The following is a 24,294-nucleotide window of genomic DNA, read 5'->3' as shown; positions in this document are numbered from 1 at the left end:
CTTTCTAGCTACAGTGTTTCTAACTGACCACATTCCACCCGGTAACCATTAATTTTGACTTGATGATCGCGCCGCTCCAGATAATTGAGTCGCCCCTGGCTATCATAATGGCCTATATCTCCGGTCAAATAAGCTAACTGATGCTGTCCGTTGCACGAGAGTAGGCAGAATTTCTGCTGATTAGCGCTGGGATTATTTTGATAACAGGGCCATACGTGCATCCCGGTAATCGCAATCTGACCGATTTGTTGTTGATCATCCAACAATTGATTGCTTTCATCAACGATATACACCCCGCAATTATCTGCCGGATAGCCGACCGGAACTGCTGTTGGCCAGTTATCTGGCTCACCCTGCAAGGTATAACTGGTGACGACGTGAGTTTCTGAAGTACCATACATATTAATAAGTCGGGAACCGGGGGATTGGCGAAACAGATTTTTAATCGCCTCAGTACAAAAAAGCATCTCTCCCGCACTGATTATTTCGCAAAGGCAATCTGGCTCAATTTTCAATGCCTGGGCAGTCTCGGCTAATGATTGCAATACGATATAGGGAATATACAAGCGCTCAACGCGCTCAGTTTGTATAAATCGCAGTAAAGCCTGATGATCACGCCGAAAAGCGGGTGGGACTAACAATAGTGTCCCGCCAGTACACAAAGTGGTGCAGATCTCCTGATGAGAAATATCAAAGGAGAGAGAAGTAAATTGTAAGGTACGTGCTGGTTTGTCTAGCCCGATACGATTTTGCCACTGAACAATATTCAGCATCAGACTATGGCGTGCTGCCAGTTCTTTGGGCAAACCAGTGGAGCCAGAAGTATATACCTTATACATTAAGGTATCTGCATTAACCGCTCTATCAGGCGATAACGGTGACTGATTGTTAACTTGCAGATAACCATCAATCGGAATTAACGGCAATTCAGCTTTAGTTGTTAATAACGGCGAAGCGGCATGGGCTTGATCCACCATTACTGCATCGATTCCTGCCGTAGTTAAAATATGGGTAATCAGTTTATCTGGGTAGTTAACATCCAGCCCAACAAAACAGATACCGCGACTGGCCATAGCTAAAATGGCAATAATCGCGTGCCGGTCTGCATGAGCATGGATCGCCACTACGCTGCCATAGGGCAATTTCCACTGTTGACTGAGAAATATTTCCATGCGCGCTACCTGTTCCATTAAATCGGAATAGGTCAACGTCACACCATTATTATCAACCAGTGCTACGGTATCGGGAGTTAAATTTCGCTGGTGATCAAGCCAGGCTCGAAGCGTATCAAAGGAGAGCGCCTGTTGCTGTCCCTGATTAACAATAACAGAGGCAGCGGATGAAGGGGGAAAGCCGAATTGTGTTGAAAGTGTGCTCATAACAGCTGACTCGCAGGTTAAATTTTGTAACAGACGGATCCACTTGCTGGCAAAAAAATGGGCTTCCTCACGATTGAATAATGCTGTCTGATACTCCAGAATCACTTCTGTTGCCATCCCCTGCGGTGTCACACAGACCAAAAATGGAAATTTGGCACTGCCGATGTCAGGTACACTGCCTTTTATCTTCAGGCCTGGCAATTCGAGGCAAGAAAAATCAGTGTTCTCCATAACAAATACCAGGTCGAATAGGGTTTGTCCCTCCGCCTGCATAGTGGAAGCCAGTTTAGTTATGTCTGCATAATTAACCGTGTGATGAGAAAAAATATTTTTCAACTCTTGTCCGGAACGATCCAAGAAACTAGCCAATGTGTCATCCGGTAATATCTGTTCATGCCATACCAGCGTATTGACTAACATACCAATAATGTTTTCACTATTTGGCAAAAAACGACCAGCATCAGGGAAACCAATAGTGACAGCACTCTGTTTTCGCCACTGTCCCCAACTCCATCCCAACACACTGAGCAGCAAGCCAGCTACCGTCATCCCTTGTTTTTTTGCCAGCACTTTAATGGCCTGAGTTGTCTGCTGATCGATCATTAGTTGCTGACGCTCACCCGCCATATCTGCAGCGGAAATTAAACCATAGCGCCGCCGTATCGCCAGTATTTCTGGCAGTCTTTCCCGCCAAAAATTTAGACTCTGCTTATAACTATCTTGCTGATAATAAAGCTTTAATGCGGCAGAATGATGTAATAGTGAGTAGTTTAATGGAAGCAAGCCAGGTTGTTGGTCGTGCTGTAAGGCCGTATAACACTGGCTCAGTTCACGGAGTAAAATATTCATCGACTCACCATCAATCAATGCATGATGCATATTCAGCAACAGCACTTGCCGATCGTTATCTGTGGTGAGTAAACAAGCACGCAGAGCAACCTCTTGACCTAACTGAAAAGGTTGTCTGAACCACGCTTTAGCCCAGTTAGACCAGCATTCATCGCTCACTTGTTGATGCACAAGGGTGAAATCACTGTACGGAACAATCCGTTGCATTAGCTGTTGCGTATTTATGTCAAATTCAAGCAGGGTACGGAAAGCGCCATGGCGTTCTACCAGTATTTGTAGCGCCTGCTCAAGGCATTTCTCGTCCATCTGGCCCTGAAATTCAAACTGAAAAGGCGTTGCATAAGCATATAGACTGGGATCACGCTGCTGTAAAAACCACATACGCAATTGTTCGCTAGAGGCCTCATGACTAATATCGTTATCAAGCATAATAGTTGCTTGTTTAACTACAGGCTGCAGCCTGGTTAATACCGCACTGACCGGCGTGGTATAGAGTAATTCAGCGGCAGTGACTAGCGCCTGACCTGTTGGAACTTGCCAGGCCGATAACATTCTTATAGCTGTCAGCGAATCACCACCGTTATCCATTAAAGAAAGTTGCAAGTTGAAATTATCGTGGCGCAATAGACTACGCAGTGCCGCCTCAGCGTCATGCTCACTAACCGGTTGTATCTTTTTTGACAGATTTTGCACAGTTAAGGATTGAAATAAGGCCTGGCGATCAATCTTGCCATTTTGTGTCAAGGGCAGAGCAGGTAATCTATGTACTTCATGGGGAAGCATCCAACCGGGAACGCGTGATTTAAGAAAATCTATCAGTTGATCAGCACTTCCACTGACAAACGCCACTAACTCAATGGAAACCTCATTTTCACGCGTCAACACGACTGCCGCCTCAACGTCCGGTGCCGAGAGAATATGCTGTTCCAGCTCATTAAGATCAACGCGAAAGCCGCGAACTTTGACCTGACTATCAATGCGTGCCAACCACTCCAGTTGACCCTGATTGTTCCAGCGTACCTTGTCACCGGTGCGATAACAACAAACGGGTGTGGAAGTAAAATGGCAGTCGACAAACTTCTGACAAGTGGTTTGCTCATCTGCGTAATAGCCCAAAGCCAAGCCTGGCCCAGAAAGATAAAGCTCACCACTTTCGTCCTCGCTAACCAGTTCCCCTTCCGGTGTCAAAACCCAACACTGCGTTTGTCCGATCCCTTGCCCGATCGGCAGTCGGTCACCAATGAAATTCTGCGGAACTGGCCAAGCAGTAGCAAAAGTACTGCATTCTGTAGGTCCATAAACCTGGATCAGTTGGGGTGGATTTGGCATAAACCGACGATAAAACTGGCGAACAGCTTTCGGTCTCAGCGCCTCTCCTCCCACTAATAAGTAACTTATCGAAGCGAGCAAAGGGGCTGAGCCCGATATCAATGAGTGGAATAATGCCGTGGTGATAAATAGCACATTCACCGTAGCAGCAGGCTTGAGGTCATTATCGTTTCCCCGATAACAAAGCATATCTGGCGTGAGCATGACTGTATATGCCCCATTGGTTAACGCTGCCCAAAAATCAAAACTGAAAGCATCAAAAGCGGGCGTCGAAACTGAGCCTACCCCCTGACCCGGTAGGATAGTGACATAATCTGGCTGCCAGGCCATATGAATGATCCCTTGGTGACTAACAGCCACTGCTTTCGGCTTTCCAGTGGTACCAGAGGTATAAAACAGGCAGGCACAAGCCTGTGGTGTTGAATGGTACCCTTGAAATTTACTTATAGGACTAGCTTCAGGCAACTGACTATAATGAACACAGCGGGTGGTTTGCGGTACAGCACAATTTACAACAGATGCCGTCAGAACCAGCGCCGGCGCTACATCCTCTAATAGTTGTTCTAAGCGAGCTTGAGGTGCATTGGGTTCAACGCAGAGATAACTTGCCCCCAGCTTTATTACAGCCATTATGGCTATCGCCATATCGGCACCTTTTTCCAAATGCAGGACAATAATATCGCCAGGTTTTTCAACCAAAACAGCCAGTTTGGCGGCCAACGTAGCGCTTTTCTCATCCAGTTCACGATAGCTCAAACACTGCTGTGCATCGACCCAAGCATTGGCTTCAGGTGTTGCTTGCCGCCAATGGTGAAAAGCAGCCAGTAAATTCTGCGGTTTTTCGATGTTCATAGGCAGACATCCTCAACCATCTCTTGACAATGTTCGGCCATTATATCTTCCACCATCGCCGCCACTTTTTGTACGTGGGGTGGATCCATTAACGACCAGTGATTACCTGAAGTGGGCAATGCAACTAACTGAGGAATAACCTGACGCCAGGATGCGGCAGCACGTTCAATATCAAAGGTGTACTCTTTGTCACGTACCTGAATCAACCAGGCACGGCCAGAAAAATGAGGAACCTCAGTTATACCGGTAAGTAACAGACGGTGGTGATTGTATAAGCGGTGATAACGATCAATATCCTCTTCACGAATATCTGGAAATATGCCATCAAAACGACATAGTTTCTGTTTAAACTCATCCAATCGCATTTGGGGGATGCAGCGCACCATCTCGGGATAAGGGTAGCCGGTATCGAACATAATAATTTTGCTATGGTGAAAGCCTCGTTGCTGAAGCTTACGCGCCATTAATAGCGCCATCAGCCCCCCTAATGACCAACCGCATAGTATATGCGGTTGACTGATTAGATGTTCAATTTGACTGAGGTAATGGTCTGCCATCGCATCAAAACTGGGTAAAAATGACTCTCCCTCTTTTAAACCTTGCGCCTGAATACCATGTATACCCAGATCACGATTAAGTGCATTAGCCAGCTTAAGATAACAATAAGCAGTACCGCCACCTGGATGGATACAGATAAGGTGGCGCTTGCCGTCACGAAAGGTCATTAAATTTTCTGCGCGCATATTTTGTGGCTGACTACCTCTAGCGCGTGTCCGTAGTAAAACCGCTAGTTGCTCAATAGTTGGATAACGAATTAATTCAGTTAGAGAAAGCAGTTGGCCAATCTCTTTTTCAACCAGATTTACCAGCCTTAATGCATCCAGCGATGCACCACCAAGTTCAAAAAAATGGCTATGGATATCAATTGTCACATTCAGAAAAAGCTGCGAAAAAAGCGTATACAGTTTCATCTCAATATCATTGCGAGGTGCAATAAATTTGTCGTTGCGCGGCCTTTCAATTACCCGCATCGCCTCTAAGGCACGCAAATCAAATTTACCGTTCACCGTCAGTGGCATTTTTTCAATTTGCTGCAGATAACGCGGAACCATATATTCCGGCAATTTGTTAGCTAGCTCTTTACGCACTTGGTTGCTATCCAACGGAGCATTACTGATATAAAAGCCATGTAGTTGCCGATGGCCAGCTTCTCCCGGCGCAATCACCACACCGAGAATAACACCAGGTACGTCTTCCAGTACCAGACGCACCTCTTTTAATTCAACACGGTAGCCCCTGATTTTGACCTGATCATCGCGTCGTCCAACAAAAATCAATCCCTCTTCGCTCCAGTAACCGTAATCGCCGCTGCGATAAGCGCTAACTTTTTCTTCCTTAGTGCCCGGTAGGGTTATTTCAACAAATGCATTTTTATCTAAATCTGGCCGCTGATGGTAACCAAGCGCTAATCCTTGCCCAACAAAATAGAGTTCACCAATCGCACCATAAGGAACATGTTGCTGTTGCGAGTCAAGAATATAGACCTGCATATTATTGGAAACCCAGCCAAGCGGAACAGGGCCGTTGATTTCGCCATATGCAGCATAAGCAAAACTGTAAACACAAGTTTCCGCTGGACCATAGATATTAAACAAATTTTTGACCCCGGCCTGCTGGGCAGCACGCACCGCTGTAGGGTTAACAACATCACCACCGAAAATCAACGTATCAACGGTTGATAAAAGCGCGGCCTTACCAGATTGCATGTAGCTATCAAATAGTCCCGTCGTTAAGAAAATATTGTCTGGTTGATAATTAACAATCAGCTGCTGCATTCTTTGTGGATCAGTAATGGCTTTTCGTTCTGGAGTGATAACCGTCGCACCATGGATCCAAGCTGACCATAACTGCAGCGTTGCACAATCAAAAGTTTCATTAGCGGAATAGAGAACACGCTGCGAAACTGGCAGATGTAGCGGCTGATATAAGGTACTCATTACTGACCGGTGGGATAATGCCACGCCTTTGGGCGTGCCTGTGGTACCTGAGGTAAAAATTAAGTGACTTAGATCTTCGACCGAACCTTTGGGTCTCTGGTTCAAGGGAGATATGGCGTCAAGCAGCGACGCCTGCGCTTCTTCTAGCAAGAGGGAAATTTCCAATTGTGGTAATGCCAGAGCAAACATTTGTGGTTGATCAACTAACAATAAATCGGGCTGTACTACGCCCTTCATCACCGCTTTACGCTCCTCCGGCGCACTATGATCAATACAGTAATAAATCATGCCTGCATACTGCACCGCCAGAATAGCAATCACCAACTGCGCCAGAGGTTCAATATGCAACATCACAATCATTTGACGCGGATCATTAAACATGGTGTTTAAATGGGTCGCGATATGGGTAGCAAGATGATGGAGCTGGCCATAACTCCACTCTTGACCGGTTACATCATCGATAAGCGCAGTATGATCCGGCTGTTCTAACACATGAGTATAAAATTGTTGTGCCAACGTATGGGCAGGCCAGGCTACGGCAGTAACATTACGTTGATGTATATTGGCTATCATGCTCGGCGTAAGCAGTTGCAAATCGCTGATACGCTGGTCAGAATTTACCAACACCGTATTTAACGCTGATTGATATTGCGCCATAAAAGCATTAAATAGCCCATCCCGATTAATACTTGGCGCAATATTTAAACGTAAATGAATTTCACCATTTTCTGCCTGACAATACATTAGTTGTAGGTCATTACTGCTTTCGATAAATTCATAATTTTCACAAACAGTGACGCCATCACTGAAACGATAGCTATGGTTTAATGCTATCGTTTCAGCAAACATCAGATTTAACCGCTCTAGTGAATAATCTTTTTTCTGTTTACGCAACGCCCCAATAATATTTGCCAAAGGGATGTGCTTTACCTCTTTCCAGCGTTTACGTTGCAAACTAATTTGTTCAAAAAGATTAGACCAGCTCAAATCTGCGGTAAAATGGTGATTTAAAATGACCGTGTTGACCCAACATCCGCCTTCTTCCCGGTGAGAGAGTGGGCGCATACTCACTGGCGAGAGCATGACAATATCATTTTGGCTCGATAAACGATGAAGTAAACCAACAAATATTGCCTGCAAAATAATATGCCGAGTTACATTGTGCTGGTCGGCTAAAACCTGAATACCCTTCCCAATATACTCAGATAAAGATAACGTTTTACTTTTTACCTTTTCATTTTGTTTCGCATTGCGGGGTAGCATTAATTGACACTGTTGACCGATTAAATCTCGTGCACGCTGTTCCGCCAACACCAACTCTGATTGAGTTAAACTATTTTCTGGCTGCTGACTGGTGAAATAACCTGCTGGAGATGGCCATTTAGGTAATGGTTGAGATTCTACTAATAATTGATAAAAACGCTGGACATTACTCATAAGCTGACGAAATGAAGTGCCATCAATGATTAGATGATGAATAACAAGATTTAACACATGTTCCATCTGCTGATCGTTTTCACCCAGATAGCATAAGCACCATTTAAATAGTGGCGTCACGCCAGGCACCAATCGCTGCTGGTAAAGCGTATTAAGATTATCTTGTCCAGACTGCTGCGGTGAATGATGCTGTGAAAAATCATAATACTCACCTTGTGTCGACACCTCTACCTGGCGTTTGATTAATTCGTTTTGCCATAAAAACGTGCACTGAAAGCTTGGTTGCTTTAGTGCGTGGGACACAGCCAACATAAACATTTCACGATTAAGTTTACCGGTTAATTTTATTGAAAAAAAGGGTATTGGAAATTTCAGCGTTATCAGATGATTTATCGGACAAATAAAACGCATTTTCCCACTTAGTCGCAACCCATTGTGTCATGGTCTTTATTTTCCTTATATTTTGTGAGAAAGGGTAACTCCGCTGCATTGCTAGATTTTTGTTGATAGTAGACAGCCGGTGGTTATTACATTTGCTTAACCGCAAAAACACTTATCAATCTAATGCATGCTCAATCAAATAAAGTGCATTGCGTCATAGGTTCTGTAATGGTTAGCCCAAATTATCCAGTTTGTTTAAACGGTCGCTTTAGAGTTCACACTCTATTTTGGCTAACAAATGTTCCATTAGACTGTTATTTCAGCAATTACCACATCAACTTACATTTTGTGTTATCCGCTTACACCAGAACATTTTTTTATACTTACTGCTGATATAGTGGCGCTCTCACCTACTGATCGACCGCGTAAGATCTAAACAATCCATAGCATGTTCACTGTCAACATCATGCTGAATGAGCGCGGCATCACCCAGCACACGGCTAATTAATCTAGAAAAGTGACGCTACAACACCAAACTAAGCCATCGTTTGGTGACCACGAACTACCTCTCGAGACGATTTGGTATTTCAATATTTATTTGTATTTGCTCAGTCAACCGGCGATATCAAGCACCTTCAAACCTCACTTATGCGGGGAAGTATTAAATGTGGACGGCTTTTTTAGGTTGTAGCGTTACAACCTCTGAGAATTGAGAATTTTCACTTTCACTACCAATTTGAAACACGATTAGTAACCCAGAACAAAATGGCAGTTATCGTTAGTATTTTTAAAAATTCATATACATATCATTAACCTAGCGCAAATAACGGTTTTAATACGTTATCTTCTTTATTTGTTTATTTTTGTGCATAGTTTCACATTTCCCAATGTATTTGGCGTTTTATAAACATCCAAAACTGGTCACCAGGTTAAATTGTTAATGGAATAACTATTTTGAATTGTTATTAGTTAATGCATGGTTATTGCGTTATTGCATTTAGATAATGAATTGTTATTCGCTTAGTTTTATTGATTTTCCTAAAAATAAAATCGTGGTTAATCTCAGCAATAATTTGATTGAAAATAGTGGTTTGTTTAGTGAATATTTAAGTTTTGCTAGTCTAGAAACAGTTGACATCCTCCACGCCCTAAAGGACGTGGAGGATGTCAACTTATTATCAATTATTTATGTTTTATGCTAACAATTACAGGTTGGGTTTGTATACGTTGCAAATACTTATCTAAAATAGCTTGTGCTTCTAAATCAGTAGCATAGTTTTCTCCTGATTTTGTGACGTCTTGAAATTCTGTGAAATCTTCAAATCCTGGGAAGTTGCTCATTTTGGGGTTAAGTGCTGTATCAAATAGCCATAGTTTATTATCATTGTCTCGTGCTAGCGTAATCACGTGGGAATTATCAATAAAAAACATTTGACTTTCCCCAGGCGGCATACTATCTATTTTAGCGCGAATAGCGTTAATATCGAAAAGATGTTCTCGCGCTATATCCCCTAATTCAGCAGCTAAATATCCATGCGTAACCCTAGGTTTATCAGGAATGCTTTTCAAATAAATATCTACGTTAACCTCTGTACCATTGTTTACTAATCTATTTATTAAGTCTGATGCTAGCATGCCACTCTCTCTTCCATGCTTGGCATTATTTATAACCTCATGGAAAAAGGTATTTGCTAACTCTCTCCCTCCGCCATTTAAATAGGTGAAAATCCCTGCTGATGTAAGCCCACAGGGTCCTTTTGCATTTAATTCCTTAGCTGGTCTCAGGATTGAGGTTAGAATCCAATCAAGATCGTCACGAGATAAAGATTGCTCAAGAGGTGACGGTTTATTCGCATAAAAAGCGGATCCTGTCGTAGATATAGTACTAGATAGCGCTTTTTGTTCTATAAAAACTTTTTTTCCCTGACTTTCAGAGAGTGGTTGAGCAACTAAAAATTGCTTTTGTACTTCAACCGGCGCCAATTGCAGATTATTTTCAGTATCGCGATAATATTTTTCACCAAAAAGGGCACCTCTTTTCGGATCTATCTGCATCCAGATGTCATTACCCTGTTGTTGGCCAATTTTAGTTATTTTTATATTGGTTTTAAAAACAGGATGGAAAGCCGTTTCAGCTGCTGAAAAAAATTGTGATGCATGATTTTCTAAATTCGCTACTAGCTTATTAACAAATAGAGAAATATCCTGATTGATTATAAATGGTTCTTTGCTAAGAATGTCTAATAATGGAAATGTGACATTGGTAAGATTGAGGCTAGGTTTGTCAAGAGAACGGATTAATTGTAGCGCCAGTTTGTTTTTTAATTCGCTATATTGATTATCAATGCTGTCAATAGTGGTTAACAGACTAATTTTATTATCAAAATGATTAAGTGCCGTGTTTAGGTTATTTTCAGTCCATTTAGGCAGGGCAAGCGTAAAGGAGGTATTGTTTAGTTTAGCACCGGTAAAATTAGCACCCAAAATCCATAATTCTTTCAGTGTCGCGTCACTTAAATCAGCCCCTGACAAGTTCGTATTTATCAGTGTAGCTTCCGTTAAATCAGCCTCCAACATCGAAGCCCCTGACATATTCGCATTAGTCAAGTTAGCTTTTTTCAGTTTAGCTTTAGTTAAATTAGCATTTCTTAATTCAGAGCCAGTTAAGTTGTTTTTAGTGAGTATCGCTGCTGTCATATCCGCAGCAGTCAAATTAGCGCCAGTTAGATTCGCTTGCGTCAGATCAGCATAAATCAGTAATGCATTATTTAAATTAGCGCTATATAAATCAGCGTTATTTAATTTAGTGAAAATCATCCGCGCATCTGCCAGCTTGCTATTCATGAGTTTAGCTTCTGTCAAATCAACACCGTCTAGGATCGCTTTTGTCAGATCAGCAGACCCTAAATCAACCTTCCTCAGAATAGCCTCATTCAATTTAGCGTCACGTAGGTTAGCGCTCATCATTGACGCTTTGGTTAAATTTGAATGCATGAGACTGCTTTGTGACAAATTAGCAACATCCAATTTAGCTTTTTTCAGCTTAATTTGATATAGCTTACTATTACGTAAATTAATGCCAGTTAGGTCAGCGGATGAGAGGTCTATTTTTACATTAAACATATTAAAATAATTGCTAAAGTTTATATTACTCAAATCCGCATTGGTTAAATTGATAACAGTGTTAGCTTCCCGATTACCAATTAATTCTTTTAGCTTATAGAGTCGCTCAGCATTTGTTGCCGATCCGGTTACCCGCTTCGTTTCGGCAGTCCATCTTTGAGCCGCTTTGTTCGCTCCTTTCCCCCCCATTCCTTGGGTTTTTAGTTGATACAACCGCTCACGGATTGATACCGGTGCTAATTCCAGCTCCCCCGTTGAATTAAGCCGATATTTTCGACCAAAAAGGGTATTGTTTTCCAAATTGACTTGTACCCAAATGTCTTTACCTTGCTGCTGGCCGATATTTACGATCTGAACTTCTTTTCCCAATTCAGGATGATAAGCGGTCTCCATCTTAAACGATTTAACTGACTCAGCAGCCAAATCTTGTGTCTTTTTTTCCAACGCCTTGATTAATGGGTTTAATCCTTTAATTTCATGTTGTAGTTGCCGCGCCGCATTTTTTAACGCATTAACTCCTCTTATGCCGCCCGAGGTGAGTAATTCAAAACCCGGATCCGCACTACGTAAAAAAGTGATCCCTAAGTTAATATAAGTTTTAGCCGGCAAACGATTAGCTATATGAGGAATACCAAACTTAACAAACTGTTTTCCACCTTCACGTAATGCTTGTCTGATTGTAGCCTGTGCTAATCCGGTTCGTAGCCCTTTTATTGCCGCTTCTCCCATTGCGATGCTAAACCGGCTACCAACTTGAGCACCTTTGCCGATAAATGGTAAAAAACTTAAGAGATCAAGTGAGCCCGCCAGAACCGCCTTCCCTTTGTTCCCCTTTTGTGCCTCAGTGATCATGGTATAGAAGGGAATAAGACTTAAGAAAAAAGCCTCGACTTTTTGCCGGGTGGTTTCCTGATAACCTTCCTCTTGCAGTTGTGCAGCTAATTTTTCACCATGCCGCTTAGCCAACTTTTCAAACAGAATATCGGCTTTATCATTTGCTGTTTTTAAAGGCATGATAGGATGGGTTTTTAATTTATAATCATCATTATAGGCTCGACCATCATGACCAAATAGGCCAAGAATTGACTGTTTATCTTCATCCACACGATATAATCTATAACGCCCTCCATCCTGCTCCAGGGTTAATGCGTACATACGTTGTTCGCCATTAAACTTACACTGTAGCAAATCAATTGATTCAGGCACCCGGGTTATTAATCCACCCGCAGCCATTCCTCGCCTTGCTCCTCGCATAGGGATGCTTCGATAACTACCAATAGCATTAAATTCGGCCTTCACCAGTTTAATGTCAGCCCGTTCAATAAAGACTTGCTCATCTTGTTTGATTGAATTAAAAGCCAGGGGTAGCATAATCCTGTCTGTCTGTTCGGTAAATTTAGCAATTTGTTGGTTCTGCTCGGCAAAAACTTCATCTATGTTAGGTAATAAAAACGTTTCTCCCTGTTCATTTTCAATAGTAACCTCTCTATTTTGATCCAAATAGACATTTAACCAACTGCTAGGGATATTATGCGCTGTTAATTTTTGACTAGCTAGTTCGGGCCGGGACTTCCAATTTTGTGATAAGTTAATCAATTTAATGAAGGGATTGTTTTGTTCAGATTGGATTAAATAATCAAAATAATTGGCATAAACGTCGGTCATTTCCAACGTTGGGGTGGTGGTCTGTTCGCTATTTAATCGCTCATGGATTAGAGCCGGTATTTTAAAGTATCGATTATATTCAGCTGGCAAAATCTTCTCCTGCAAAAGTGCGGCCAGCAGCATACCGTTATTGTTAATCTCTTCCAGACTCATGCCCTTAATGTCAGCACCACTCTCCTGTAATAGTGTCAGCCCAGCATGCAAATAGCCCCATTCTGGTTGATTTATCATCACCCCGGATAGTTTTTCCCCATCCTTATGCTTCTCAACCTGTGGCATAAAAGTTGGCATGATACGGTTAACGACGTGCTGTTGAAAATAAGCGCAGGTTTCAGGCGACAATTTGCCAGACTCACTCTGACTATTGAGTTGATTGAATAACCGACCTTGCAAACTGGAATGGTGGAATAGTGAATCCCCCTGTGATTTTATGTCACTGACTTGTTCTAGTATCCATGCCTCACATGACATACCTAATACTGCATATTGTAACCAATTAGCAATAACCGCTTGCTGGCGGGCAGAAGAAATTTTTTCCCCTGGATTAGCACCATATTCACCTAATGGTTTTAATAGTAACCTAACGAGCTTGGCTATCTTCTCTTCATCATCTTTAAAGCGGGTCAAATAATCAGTGACATGATTTACCAACTCACGGACTAAAATAATGTCGCAAGGTTGACTAGTGATATAGCCTTCTTCGGTTAACAGGCCACATAAGAGTCTAACCTGTTCATCGTTAACATCATGATAAAAATCGTCTGGCGATAATGCTATGACAGTTGGTAATTTATGATGCAATTGATTGATAAGCGCAACACTTGCATGTTTGTATTTGGTGACAGCGTTATGTGCCAATGAAGTTGATGACATTTCTCCATCTTGCGGTATTATGCTGTCTGAATTTATTAAATTATCTGTTGCCTTTTCTTCATTAGCTACATTTTCAGCCGCTCTTTTGTTACGTTGTGAAAAATCTGCAGTAGATGCTAACCAGGCAGATGATGGGACGTTTGAGTTTATTAAAAATGTCATGCTATATTCCATTTTTTGAATTTAATTAAAACAAAATGTTAAAAATTATAATTAAATGTTTAGTTTTTGTCTGCGTGCAATTATTACATAAATGAATAAACAATTTTGCTTTTGTTGCATTAACGTCAGCCGATCAATTAAAGTCGAGCTGTTTTTTTAGGCAACTAACAAATAAAATAGGATAACCTGTGGCAAGTCATCCCTTTCGAATGTTGAAACTAACCCATTTTTAATATAAGTATCAGTTTGATACTGCAAACAAGGTTTGCGCCCGCCCCAGTGACTTAAAAAACAGCATAGAGTGTATACGTCGCTTGTTATTTCGATGGTTCTGTTCTGCCCGCTTGTATAAATACTTACTTTGCCTAACAGTAATATTTTGGTCTTTAGATTTATCTGTGTTGAGAGTAGCTAATGCTGCGGTATTAGCACCACTTTTATCAATGGTCACTACCTCGGATTGGCCGTGATGACGAATGACCTTGTGAAAAAAAACACCGCAGCAGCACTATCCCACTTAACCGTCAGCAGAAAATCGATAGTCATCCGTGACGTAGCAACAGCCCGATCCAAATATCTCCACTGGCCTTTGATGTTGATATAAGCTTCATTGACGCACCACCATCGGTCTAAGGGAGCTTTATACTGACGAAATGCTTTATTTACTATCGGTGTTAATCTGATAACCAGCAATATAGGCGAATAGTCAACGATAATACCGCACTCAGCCATTATTTCTTCGCGATTATGTAGGTTCAGTGAATAGGTGAGATATCAGCGACCATACTACTTAGCAATAATATTGATGGACTAATTCAGGCATTTAAAAGTATTTCAGATCAGAGACATAGGTAAAAAAAAAAACAGCATTTTACTTGATAACACTCAACGCAACAGAACCGTTGATATCCGTTGAATTAAAAATAGATATATTAATAAGAGATTAGTAGAATTAGATTGACTCATTTGGTGGAAGACCACAGGAGTCGAACCTGCCAAGGACCGCTGGCGGCCCCATCTGGATTTGAAGTCCAGCCACCCCACCGGGGACGATGATCTTCCATGGAAAAATTGGTAACCATTATAATCCTATTTGCAGAAATTCTAAACCTATGTATTTAAACAATCTCGCAAAAAATTAGATAAAATATCTAGCCTAATATTGAACTCAGCCGTATGTGGCCATATCTTAATCACATCTCTTATATATTTAATTGTACCTAGCAAATAGGATAATTAATCACAGGATGTTTTTATTATGACAAATCCTTTACTAACAAAATCGGTGTTACCCCATTTTTCCACCATCACACCGCAAGATGTGATCCCAGCGGTAAACACTGTATTAGATGGCTATCGACAGACAATTGAGACCATACTTAAAGAAAATAGCACCTTTAGCTGGAACAATTTATGCCAACCATTAGAAGAAGCTAACAACCGACTATCCCGCGCTTGGTCACCCGTTAGTCACCTCCATGCAGTAAAAAATAGTGATGAGTTACGACAAGTTTATGATAACTGTTTACCTATGCTATCAGAATTTAGTACCTGGATGGGGCAACACACCGGCCTTTATCAAGCTTATAAGTCACTAAAAAATAGTGCTGAATTTGATAAACTCAATCAAGCACAACGTAAATCGATTGAAAATACGTTACGTGATTTTGAGTTATCCGGAATTGGTTTACCTGTAGAAAAAAAGAAGCGTTATGGCGAAATTGCTATTCGAATTGCCGAATTAAAAACTAAATTTAGCAATAATGTCCTAGATGCAACAATGGGTTGGACAAAACTGATTAAAAATAGCGACAAGCTTGCTGGTATACCAGAAAGTGCGCTGTTAGCAGCAAAAGCATTAGCTAACTCTAAAGGAGAAGAAGGCTGGTTATTCACGTTGGATATGCCAAGCTATCTGCCGATTATGACTTATGCTGATAATCGTGAGCTACGCCAAGAAATGCATCATGCCTATAACACCCGTGCTTCTGATCAGGGGCCAAATGCTGGCAAATGGGATAATAGCGAGGTTATGGACGAAATTTTAGCCTTACGTTACGAATTAGCTCAATTACTTGGTTTTAATAACTTTGCTGAAAAATCGCTAGCCACTAAAATGGCCGAATCACCCAAACAGGTGCTAGATTTTCTTACCGATCTTGCCCAGCGAGCTTACCACCAAGGTGAAAAAGAGCTTGCTGAATTGTCCCAATTTGCTAAGGATCACTACGGGATTGAAAAACTTGAGCCCTGGGATCTGGGTTATTACAGTGAAAAGCAAAAACAGCATAAATTTTCAATTGATAATGAACAACTACGTGCCTATTTTCCAGAACAACGGGTTATAAACGGTCTGTTCGAGGTGATTAACAGAATTTATGGTTTGACAGCTAAAGAACGTCATGATGTGGAGATATGGCATCCCGATGTGCGTTTCTTCGAATTATATGATGAACGCGGTGATTTATGCGGTAGCTTCTATTTAGATCTCTATGCCCGAGAACATAAACGTGGCGGTGCCTGGATGAATGATTGTGCAGGCAAATTAAAACATGCCGATGGTAGCGAACAAAAACCGGTGGCTTACCTAACCTGTAATTTTAACAAACCCATTGGTGATAAACCGGCGCTGTTTACCCATGATGAAGTTATTACCCTATTCCATGAATTTGGCCATGGTTTACACCATATGTTAACCCAAATTGAAGTAGCGGATGTTGCTGGCATTAATGGTGTACCCTGGGATGCTATCGAACTGCCAAGTCAATTTATGGAAAATTGGTGTTGGGAACCGGAAGCACTTGCTTTTATTTCAGGTCATTATGAAACTGGTGAACCATTACCAAAATCAATGTTAGATAATATGTTAGCAGCCAAAAATTATCAGGCTGCAATGTTTATTCTTCGTCAATTAGAATTTGGCTTATTTGATTTTCGTTTACATACAGAATATTCGCCGCAAAAAAGCGGACAAATTTTATCAACCTTACAATCGGTTAAACAACAAGTTGCAGTAGTACCGTCTCCAGAATGGAGTCGTTTCCCGCATGCATTTAGCCATATTTTTGCTGGTGGTTATGCGGCCGGTTACTATAGTTATTTATGGGCCGACGTTTTAGCCGCCGATGCATTCTCACGATTCAGCGAAGAAGGTATTTTTAATCGCAGTACTGGATTAGCATTTCTTGATAATATTTTAAGTCGTGGTGGTTCAGAGGAACCCATGGTACTTTTTGAACGTTTCCGTGGACGAAAACCAAAGCTAGATGCAATGTTACAGAGTTATGGTATTAATGAATAAATGGCAATTGATATCCAATTAATTTGTGAACCCGGCGCTTCTCAAAGCGCCTTATCGTCTATTGCAGATAAATGGCAACTTAAACACTCACCGACTGCATTAATGGCATTAGTACTCACACCAGCGCATTTACAGCTAAAAAAATTAGACGAACCTAAATTAGGCGGCATTTATGTAGATTTTGTTTCAGGTGCAATGAGACACCGGCGTAAATTTGGTGGTGGACGAAATGAAGCTATCGCAAAAGCGGTTGGCATTAAAAAATCCTACTTACCCACTATTGTTGATGCGACTGCCGGACTTGGTAGAGATGCTTTTGTCCTTGCTGGCCTAGGCTGTCAAGTACGGCTGTATGAACGTCATGCGGTTGTTGCGGCACTGCTTGATGACGGATTAGAGCGGGGTTATGCTGATGCTGAAATAGGAAGCTGGTTAAGACAAAGAATGACATTGCTACATGCTTCAAGTATTAATGCATTAGCAACGCTATCACCCGCCCCAGATGTGGTTTATCTCGATCCTATGTATCCCCATCGACCCAAAAGTGCCTTAGTAAAAAAAGAAATGCGCGTTTTTCAATCTCTTGTTGGTAATGATGAAGATGCCGATAGCCTTTTAATGCCGGCAATGACGATAGCTAAACGCCGTGTGGTTGTTAAACGACCCAATTATGCATCCCCCCTCGCAGCAATCTCGCCACAAACGACGATCAAAACTAAAAATCATCGTTTTGATATTTATGCATGTTCAACTGATTCATCCTGTTAAATATTAACAAAAATAATTAACAACCTGGCATGTTAATAAATAGTGAAACTTACTATTTATTAACTATTTCATAAAAATATTCACCACACACAGCTTTAAAAACACATTTTTTTAAAAATAACATCAATATTATAAACATTAAAATAAACTTGCAATAACACAAAAATAAATGTAGCTTAACAAATGTTATTGTTTAAATGGATATTTGTTAATATAATTGGAGATAATTTGTGGATTATAAAATAAAACAACCGAACAAATTTGATTATTATTTCGACACCAACAATTCAAAACAAGAAATAACTATAGCAGAAAATATAAAGGTTATTCTTTATTATAAAAATCTCACCCTCAAAAAACAAAATAAAATAATCAAAGAACTTGAACAAACTGTAGATAATTTTAAAATATTAGCTAATTTAGAAAATATTAATCCAAGCGAACAGCCTCTTGAAATATATATTTTCGATAATAAAGAAGATTACCAATATTATGGTAAAGAAAAAGGTTTAGGCACTGAAGGCGGAATGTTCTATAAAGAAAACCTAAATAATCCTCCAACTATCTATATATATCAACAAGGCAACATTCTTAATCTCAAACATGAATTCACCCACTATTTAACTAATATTAATATACCTAATGCTGGTAGTTTGCCTAATGTATTAACAGAAGGTATCGCTGATTATATTGAGCATTTATCTGATAAAAAATTTAATTCTCAATCAAATAGCATTGATCTGACTGAATATGAAATAAAAACAAAAAATATAAATCAGCTTTTAGAATTAAAATATTCAGATAACTTTCATGATAATGACATGGTTTATAAAGCAGGGCATGCTATTATCATGTATTTAAATGATAAGAACCCTGAATTATTAAATAAAATTTTACACAATGAAAATCCAGAACAATATTTAAAACTGATTAAAAAAGAAAATAATAAATTTAAAGATTGGCTTACTGAAAATAATACTGATAATGCCATGCAAAAAATAAATGCCTTAGAAGTAACTAAAGGTAAATTTATTGCTAGCAAAAAAGAAATAATAGATGGCGAAATTAAAGATGTAAATTATTACACCGCTAATATAAAAAATTTAACAACTAAAGAATTGGTTGGAGAATTTGCTACTGTAGAATATATGGGTTTTGGTAATTACATTCGTTGCTCTTCAGCCGCAAAGAATATCCATATCGATATCAATTTAGACAGTGATTATCGCCATTTAAAATTAATTAAAAAAAATAACAATGAATTTAAATTAATATTTACCAATAAAGACGGTACTAAAAATTTTACTGAAAGTAGTGAATATCAATATCAACGCCAAATTGTAAAATCAAAATACGCTAAACAAAACTCTAATGAACCAATTACTGATGAAAAAATAGATGAAATAATCGCTGAATTAATACAAATTAATGCCAATACACTCACCAATACGGACTTAACCAATCGACCTTTAGATACCATTTTCAGCGTTAAAAAACTAGGTAATGGTATGGCTAGTGCATTATCTTTATATAATGAAGAGGAAAAAGTTAGCGAATTACTTTGTGAAAGCGGTGTATTTAAACAAATTGAAGGCCAAGAAAATAATGAAATGTTTATTTTTCATAATGGCCTACAACGATTTCATGTTAATTATGATAACAAAGCTTACCTAGCGATTGAAAATGAAGATGGACAATATAAAGCCGCATTTATCGATGGTAGAGCAGTTAATAACGATCCCTATTTTGATTTTTCGCATTTACACAAAAACGAATTACTAAGTCCAAATATTACTCATATTAATCAAGAAAAGCTTCCAGTTTTACAACTTAAAAATACTAAAATATACAATCATAAGGATTCTACATTTGCTCAATATTCAGCCTTTCAAAAAGAACATGGTCACACCATCAAGAAAGGTGAATTATTAGATAATAAAGGCAGTGCGAGTACAGAAGATGATGTACATAAAGCAGAACTCCATAAAGAAAATAAGGCATTTTATGATTTCAAAACTATCGGATTTTATATTAATGAAGAATTAAGAGACCAAAACAATAACCTTATTGATGGAAGTGATTTATTTATTCATGATCATGGTAAAAACATTCGCTATCAATTACCAAAGGAAATAACTTATCTTAAGCTAATAAAAAAAGATAACGCTTATAAATTAGCTGTATGTGACCAAGAGGGTACTGAATATACTGACATACCCGATGAATATAGACTTATCGATCCCATTTTTGCCCACCAATACGAAAAAAAAGATCATTCAAATAAGCATCTTAATATTGGATTAATAGATTTTAAACAATATACAGAAGGTACTCTGTTTAAACTTAAATATGATCCAAATGATTATCAAATTCCAAGAGATAAAAATAATGAAATAGTAAGAATTTCTGATAATGATAAATATTTCACTAAAGTAAAAATATTCCATAATGACACTGAAATTGGCATGTTATCGAATGATCATCATAATTTTCAAGGGGATATTTTCTTTTCTATTGATTATAACTATAGTTACAATGATTTTCTCGCTTCTTATTCTCCGCAAGTTGATACTATTGAAGAAACAATACTTTTCGAACAAGGTAGTGGTGATATTGGCGATACAAATCGGGGATACACTGACTATAAAAAAATTAATTTTGGGAAAAATAAAAATCTAGACTATGAAAGCACCACTGAAATTCTTTATAATGAACAACCTTCCAGTTATTACCCTTCCTATCAACTATTAGCCAACAATCAATCTAATGAAAATGTGTCTTATCATAGACAACATTCGAATATAGGCTATGCTGGTTATCAGGATGAGATTAATGAGTGTACGGACAATGATAATGGAATGATTAATTCTGAAGAGATTATGTATATATAGGAATAGATAATATAACCTAATAAAAATAACGTCGATTAATAATTTTAAATCCATTGGAAAATGCAAAGCATTTTCCAATATTTTAATTATTTAAATAATAGGTATTAGGATTGGATCTTATAAAAATAAAAATGGGAATAATATGATAGACAATTCAAAAACTAAAAATACCAACATATTAATTAATGAAATAAAAACATATAAAAAAGCGTTTTATAGTATTGGTATATTTACCGCTATCATCAATATAATGATGCTCGCCCCCTCTATTTATATGTTACAAGTTTATGATCGTGTCTTAGCGTCAAATAATAAAATGACGTTATTAATGTTGACACTTCTTGTTATTTGTATTTATTCATTTATTGGCATACTCGAATGGGTGCGTAATCTAATTGTTATACGTATTAGCACTGGTCTAGACTTATCAGTTAATCAATCGGTATTCAATGCAGCTTACGAGCAAAGCTTAAAATATAGTGATTCACAGGCCAGCCAAGCGTTAAGTGATCTAACAACATTACGCCAATTCGTAACAGGTAATGCTTTATTTGCTTTATTTGATGCTCCCTGGTTTCTCTTTTTTCTCTGTGTGGTATTTTTACTTCATCCCTGGTTAGGATATCTAGCCTTAGGTGGTGCAACCTTTATTTCTCTGCTCGCTTGGCTGAATCAACGTTATACTCATAAACCACTGGCGCAAGCCAATCTGATGGCACGCAAAGCCATTAATCAAGCCTCTAACCACTTGCGTAACACAGATGTGATCGAGGCAATGGGCATGTTAGGTAATATTCGGCGTTGCTGGTTAACCTACCATCACGCTTTTTTATCCCATCAAAATTTAGCCAGCGAAAGGACTTCAGCCAGCAGCGCCTGGTCAAAAACGGCACGTTTAATGCTCCAATCCCTGGTATTAGGCATGGCCGCCTGGTTAGTCACTAACAATGAATTGACCGCTGGTATGATGATCGCTAGTTCTATTCTGGTGGGACGTGTACTCAGTCCCATCGATCAACTTATTGCAGTTAGCAAACAATATAATAATGCCAAACAGGCTTATCAACGCTTAGATCAGTTATTCAAACAGCACCCCCCCCGTAAACAAGTGATGACCTTACCAACTCCAACTGGCAAATTAAGCGTTGAAAATGTTCTTTATCGCCCTGATCCTGAATATCCACCGTTGTTATTTGATATCCAATTTTCACTCTCTGCTGGTCAAACATTAGCTATTATTGGTGCATCTGGTGCAGGAAAATCAACATTAGCGCGGATACTTGTTGGAGCGCTTCCACCTACCTTAGGGTACATTCGGCTAGATGGAGCAAATATTCACCAAATGGATAGAGAAATTTTAGGGCCTCACATTGGTTACTTACCGCAAGATATACAATTATTTGATGGAACAATAGCAGAAAACATTGCTCGTTTTGGTGAAATTGACGTAGATAAAGTGATTACTGCCGCCAAAATTGCCCGAGTGCATGACTTAATTCTAGCTTTACCCAATGGATACGATACACGATTAGGTGAGTATGGCCGTGGCTTATCTGGCGGACAAAAACAGCGATTAGCTTTGGCTCGTGCTATCTATGGCCTTCCTCGTTTAATTATTCTTGATGAACCTAACTCTAATCTTGATAGCGAAGGAGATAAAGCCCTGTGCCTTGCGATTGAAGAACTTAAAAAACAACATTGCACCCTTATTATAATTACCCATCGCCCTTTTCTGATCAGATATGTAGAGCATGTGCTAATTTTACAGGCCGGAATGTCACCACGTTTTGGAACACCACAAACATTATTAAATGAACATAAAACGTCACAACTAACAACGTGATTTTCAATATTTAAGCCGATAAAAAATAATAGCAATTAATGGAAAAAAATATGTCAGCACAAGGTAAATATCACAAATCATCTCCTATCTTAACAGACAACTTAATCAGTAATGAAAAACGAGCTGTATACTTAGGTTGGTTATTAGTGACTATTGGGTTTGGTGGCTTTTTATTATGGTCAGCACTCGCTCCTTTAGATAAAGGAGTTCCTGTATCAGGTAATGTGATTGTGGCAGGCAATCATAAAACTATTCAACATCAATATGGCGGGATCATCGAACAGCTATCTGTCAATAATGGTGAAAAAGTACAAGCAGGACAAATTCTTTTAACACTCAATACCGTTGAAGTGCATTCGGAATATAGTATAAAACTAAAACAATACCACGAATTACTAGTTAGAGAAGCCCGTTTATTGGCAGAACAGCAGGGCAAAAAACGGTTGATTATCTCACCCGCTTTGCAACATGAAATGAAAGAGCATGATGTAAGCGAGCTTCTTCAATTAAATCAACAATTGCTGGAAAACCAATATCAAGTTTTACAATTAGAATTGGCCAGTATTAAAGAAAAAATAACCGGATTAGACGCTATTCTATATGCCCAACAACAAAAAGCAAAAAGCCAAAAAACGCAGCTTACAATGTTATTGCAACAATTAGAAGGATTAAGGGAATTAGAAAAAAATGGTTATATTGCTCGCAATACATTACTTGAAACTGAAAATAAATATACTGAAGTTGATGGTAATTTAGCGCAAACACTTGGTGATATTAGCCGTATACAACATCAAATATTAGAGCAAAAACTGCTTAGCGAAAAACTGCAACAAGAATATCAAAAAGACGTTCATGCTCAACTAGCTGACACACAAACTAAGATTAATCATACTAACAGCGAACTGGTTAAAGCTAAGTTCATACTGGCTAATGCTCAAATACGTGCCCCCGTTGCTGGCACTATAATTGGTATGTCAGTTTTTACTGAGGGCGGCGTGATCGTTGCCGGACAAAAAATGATGGAGATTGTTCCCGATGATCAACCACTGTTAGTTGATGCACGGGTTCCAGTACAATTAATTGATCAAGTAAAATTGGGTTTACCGGTAGAGTTACAATTTACTGCATTTAATCAAAGCACGACGCCGAAAGTGGAAGGCAATGTAACGATGATTTCTGCTGATAGGCTGCTTAATGAACAAACTGGCGAGCCCTATTATTTATTACAGGTTCAAGTAAATGATAAAAATCGTCAACGCCTAAATCAGTTAACCATCAAACCAGGAATGCCAGTAGAGGTCTTTATTCGTACCGGTGAACGATCGCTACTAAATTACTTATTTAAACCTTTATTTGATCGCCTACATATGAGTTTAAATGAAGATTAATAGCGCTAAATGTCAGGTGATAGATAAATAATAATCGACAAATTTTTGCTAAAAAC

At 39.3% G+C, this 24,294-nt stretch carries 8 protein-coding genes, 1 tRNA gene and 1 pseudogene; 5 read left to right on the top strand and 5 right to left on the bottom strand.

The window, feature by feature from the left end:
• Nucleotides 1-8 precede the first annotated feature (8 nt).
• From LDL57_RS00320 to LDL57_RS00300, 5 genes and pseudogenes are all read right to left on the bottom strand, one after another.
• Nucleotides 9-4,409, bottom strand: a complete 4,401-nt coding sequence (locus LDL57_RS00320; protein WP_225506721.1) for an amino acid adenylation domain-containing protein — start codon at nt 4,407-4,409, stop codon at nt 9-11.
• Entirely contained in the window at nt 4,406-8,254 is a 3,849-nt protein-coding gene (locus LDL57_RS00315; RefSeq protein WP_225506719.1) for a non-ribosomal peptide synthetase, read from the bottom strand. The genes LDL57_RS00320 and LDL57_RS00315 overlap by 4 nt, the downstream gene beginning before the upstream one ends.
• A 1,152-nt stretch (nt 8,255-9,406) precedes the next feature.
• Nucleotides 9,407-14,047, bottom strand: coding sequence for a pentapeptide repeat-containing protein (locus tag LDL57_RS00310; RefSeq protein ID WP_225506717.1), 4,641 nt, complete (start codon nt 14,045-14,047; stop codon nt 9,407-9,409).
• Between the two features lie 259 nt (nt 14,048-14,306).
• Nucleotides 14,307-14,821, bottom strand: a pseudogene (locus LDL57_RS00305) (IS6 family transposase); the annotation flags it as partial.
• A 193-nt stretch (nt 14,822-15,014) separates the two neighbouring features.
• Nucleotides 15,015-15,109, bottom strand: a tRNA-Sec gene (locus LDL57_RS00300).
• A 196-nt stretch (nt 15,110-15,305) separates the two neighbouring features.
• On the opposite strand from LDL57_RS00300, the gene prlC reads away from it, so the two are divergent.
• The 5 genes from prlC (at nt 15,306) to LDL57_RS00275 (ending at nt 24,238) form a co-directional block, all read left to right on the top strand.
• On the top strand, nt 15,306-17,348 hold the full coding sequence (prlC, locus tag LDL57_RS00295; protein ID WP_180559320.1) for an oligopeptidase A: 2,043 nt from the start codon (nt 15,306-15,308) through the stop codon (nt 17,346-17,348).
• Between the two features lie 6 nt (nt 17,349-17,354).
• A complete protein-coding gene (gene rsmJ, locus LDL57_RS00290; RefSeq protein ID WP_259371263.1) occupies nt 17,355-18,116 on the top strand; it encodes a 16S rRNA (guanine(1516)-N(2))-methyltransferase RsmJ in 762 nt (253 codons plus the stop codon).
• Between the two features lie 230 nt (nt 18,117-18,346).
• The gene (locus tag LDL57_RS00285; RefSeq protein WP_180559318.1) at nt 18,347-21,007 is read left to right on the top strand and encodes a hypothetical protein; all 2,661 of its coding nucleotides are present in this window, start codon (nt 18,347-18,349) and stop codon (nt 21,005-21,007) included.
• Between the two features lie 142 nt (nt 21,008-21,149).
• Nucleotides 21,150-22,850: a type I secretion system permease/ATPase gene (locus LDL57_RS00280; protein WP_180559317.1), complete on the top strand. Its 1,701-nt coding sequence runs from the start codon at nt 21,150-21,152 to the stop codon at nt 22,848-22,850.
• A 50-nt stretch (nt 22,851-22,900) separates the two neighbouring features.
• Complete coding sequence (locus LDL57_RS00275; protein ID WP_180559316.1) at nt 22,901-24,238, top strand: HlyD family type I secretion periplasmic adaptor subunit; 1,338 nt, start codon at nt 22,901-22,903, stop codon at nt 24,236-24,238.
• Nucleotides 24,239-24,294 lie beyond the last annotated feature (56 nt).

The organism is Arsenophonus apicola (genome assembly GCF_020268605.1).
Lineage (GTDB): Bacteria > Pseudomonadota > Gammaproteobacteria > Enterobacterales > Enterobacteriaceae > Arsenophonus > Arsenophonus apicola.
The sequence above is the reverse complement of the archived record's forward strand: the minus strand, read 5'-3'. Positions and strand labels throughout refer to the sequence as shown.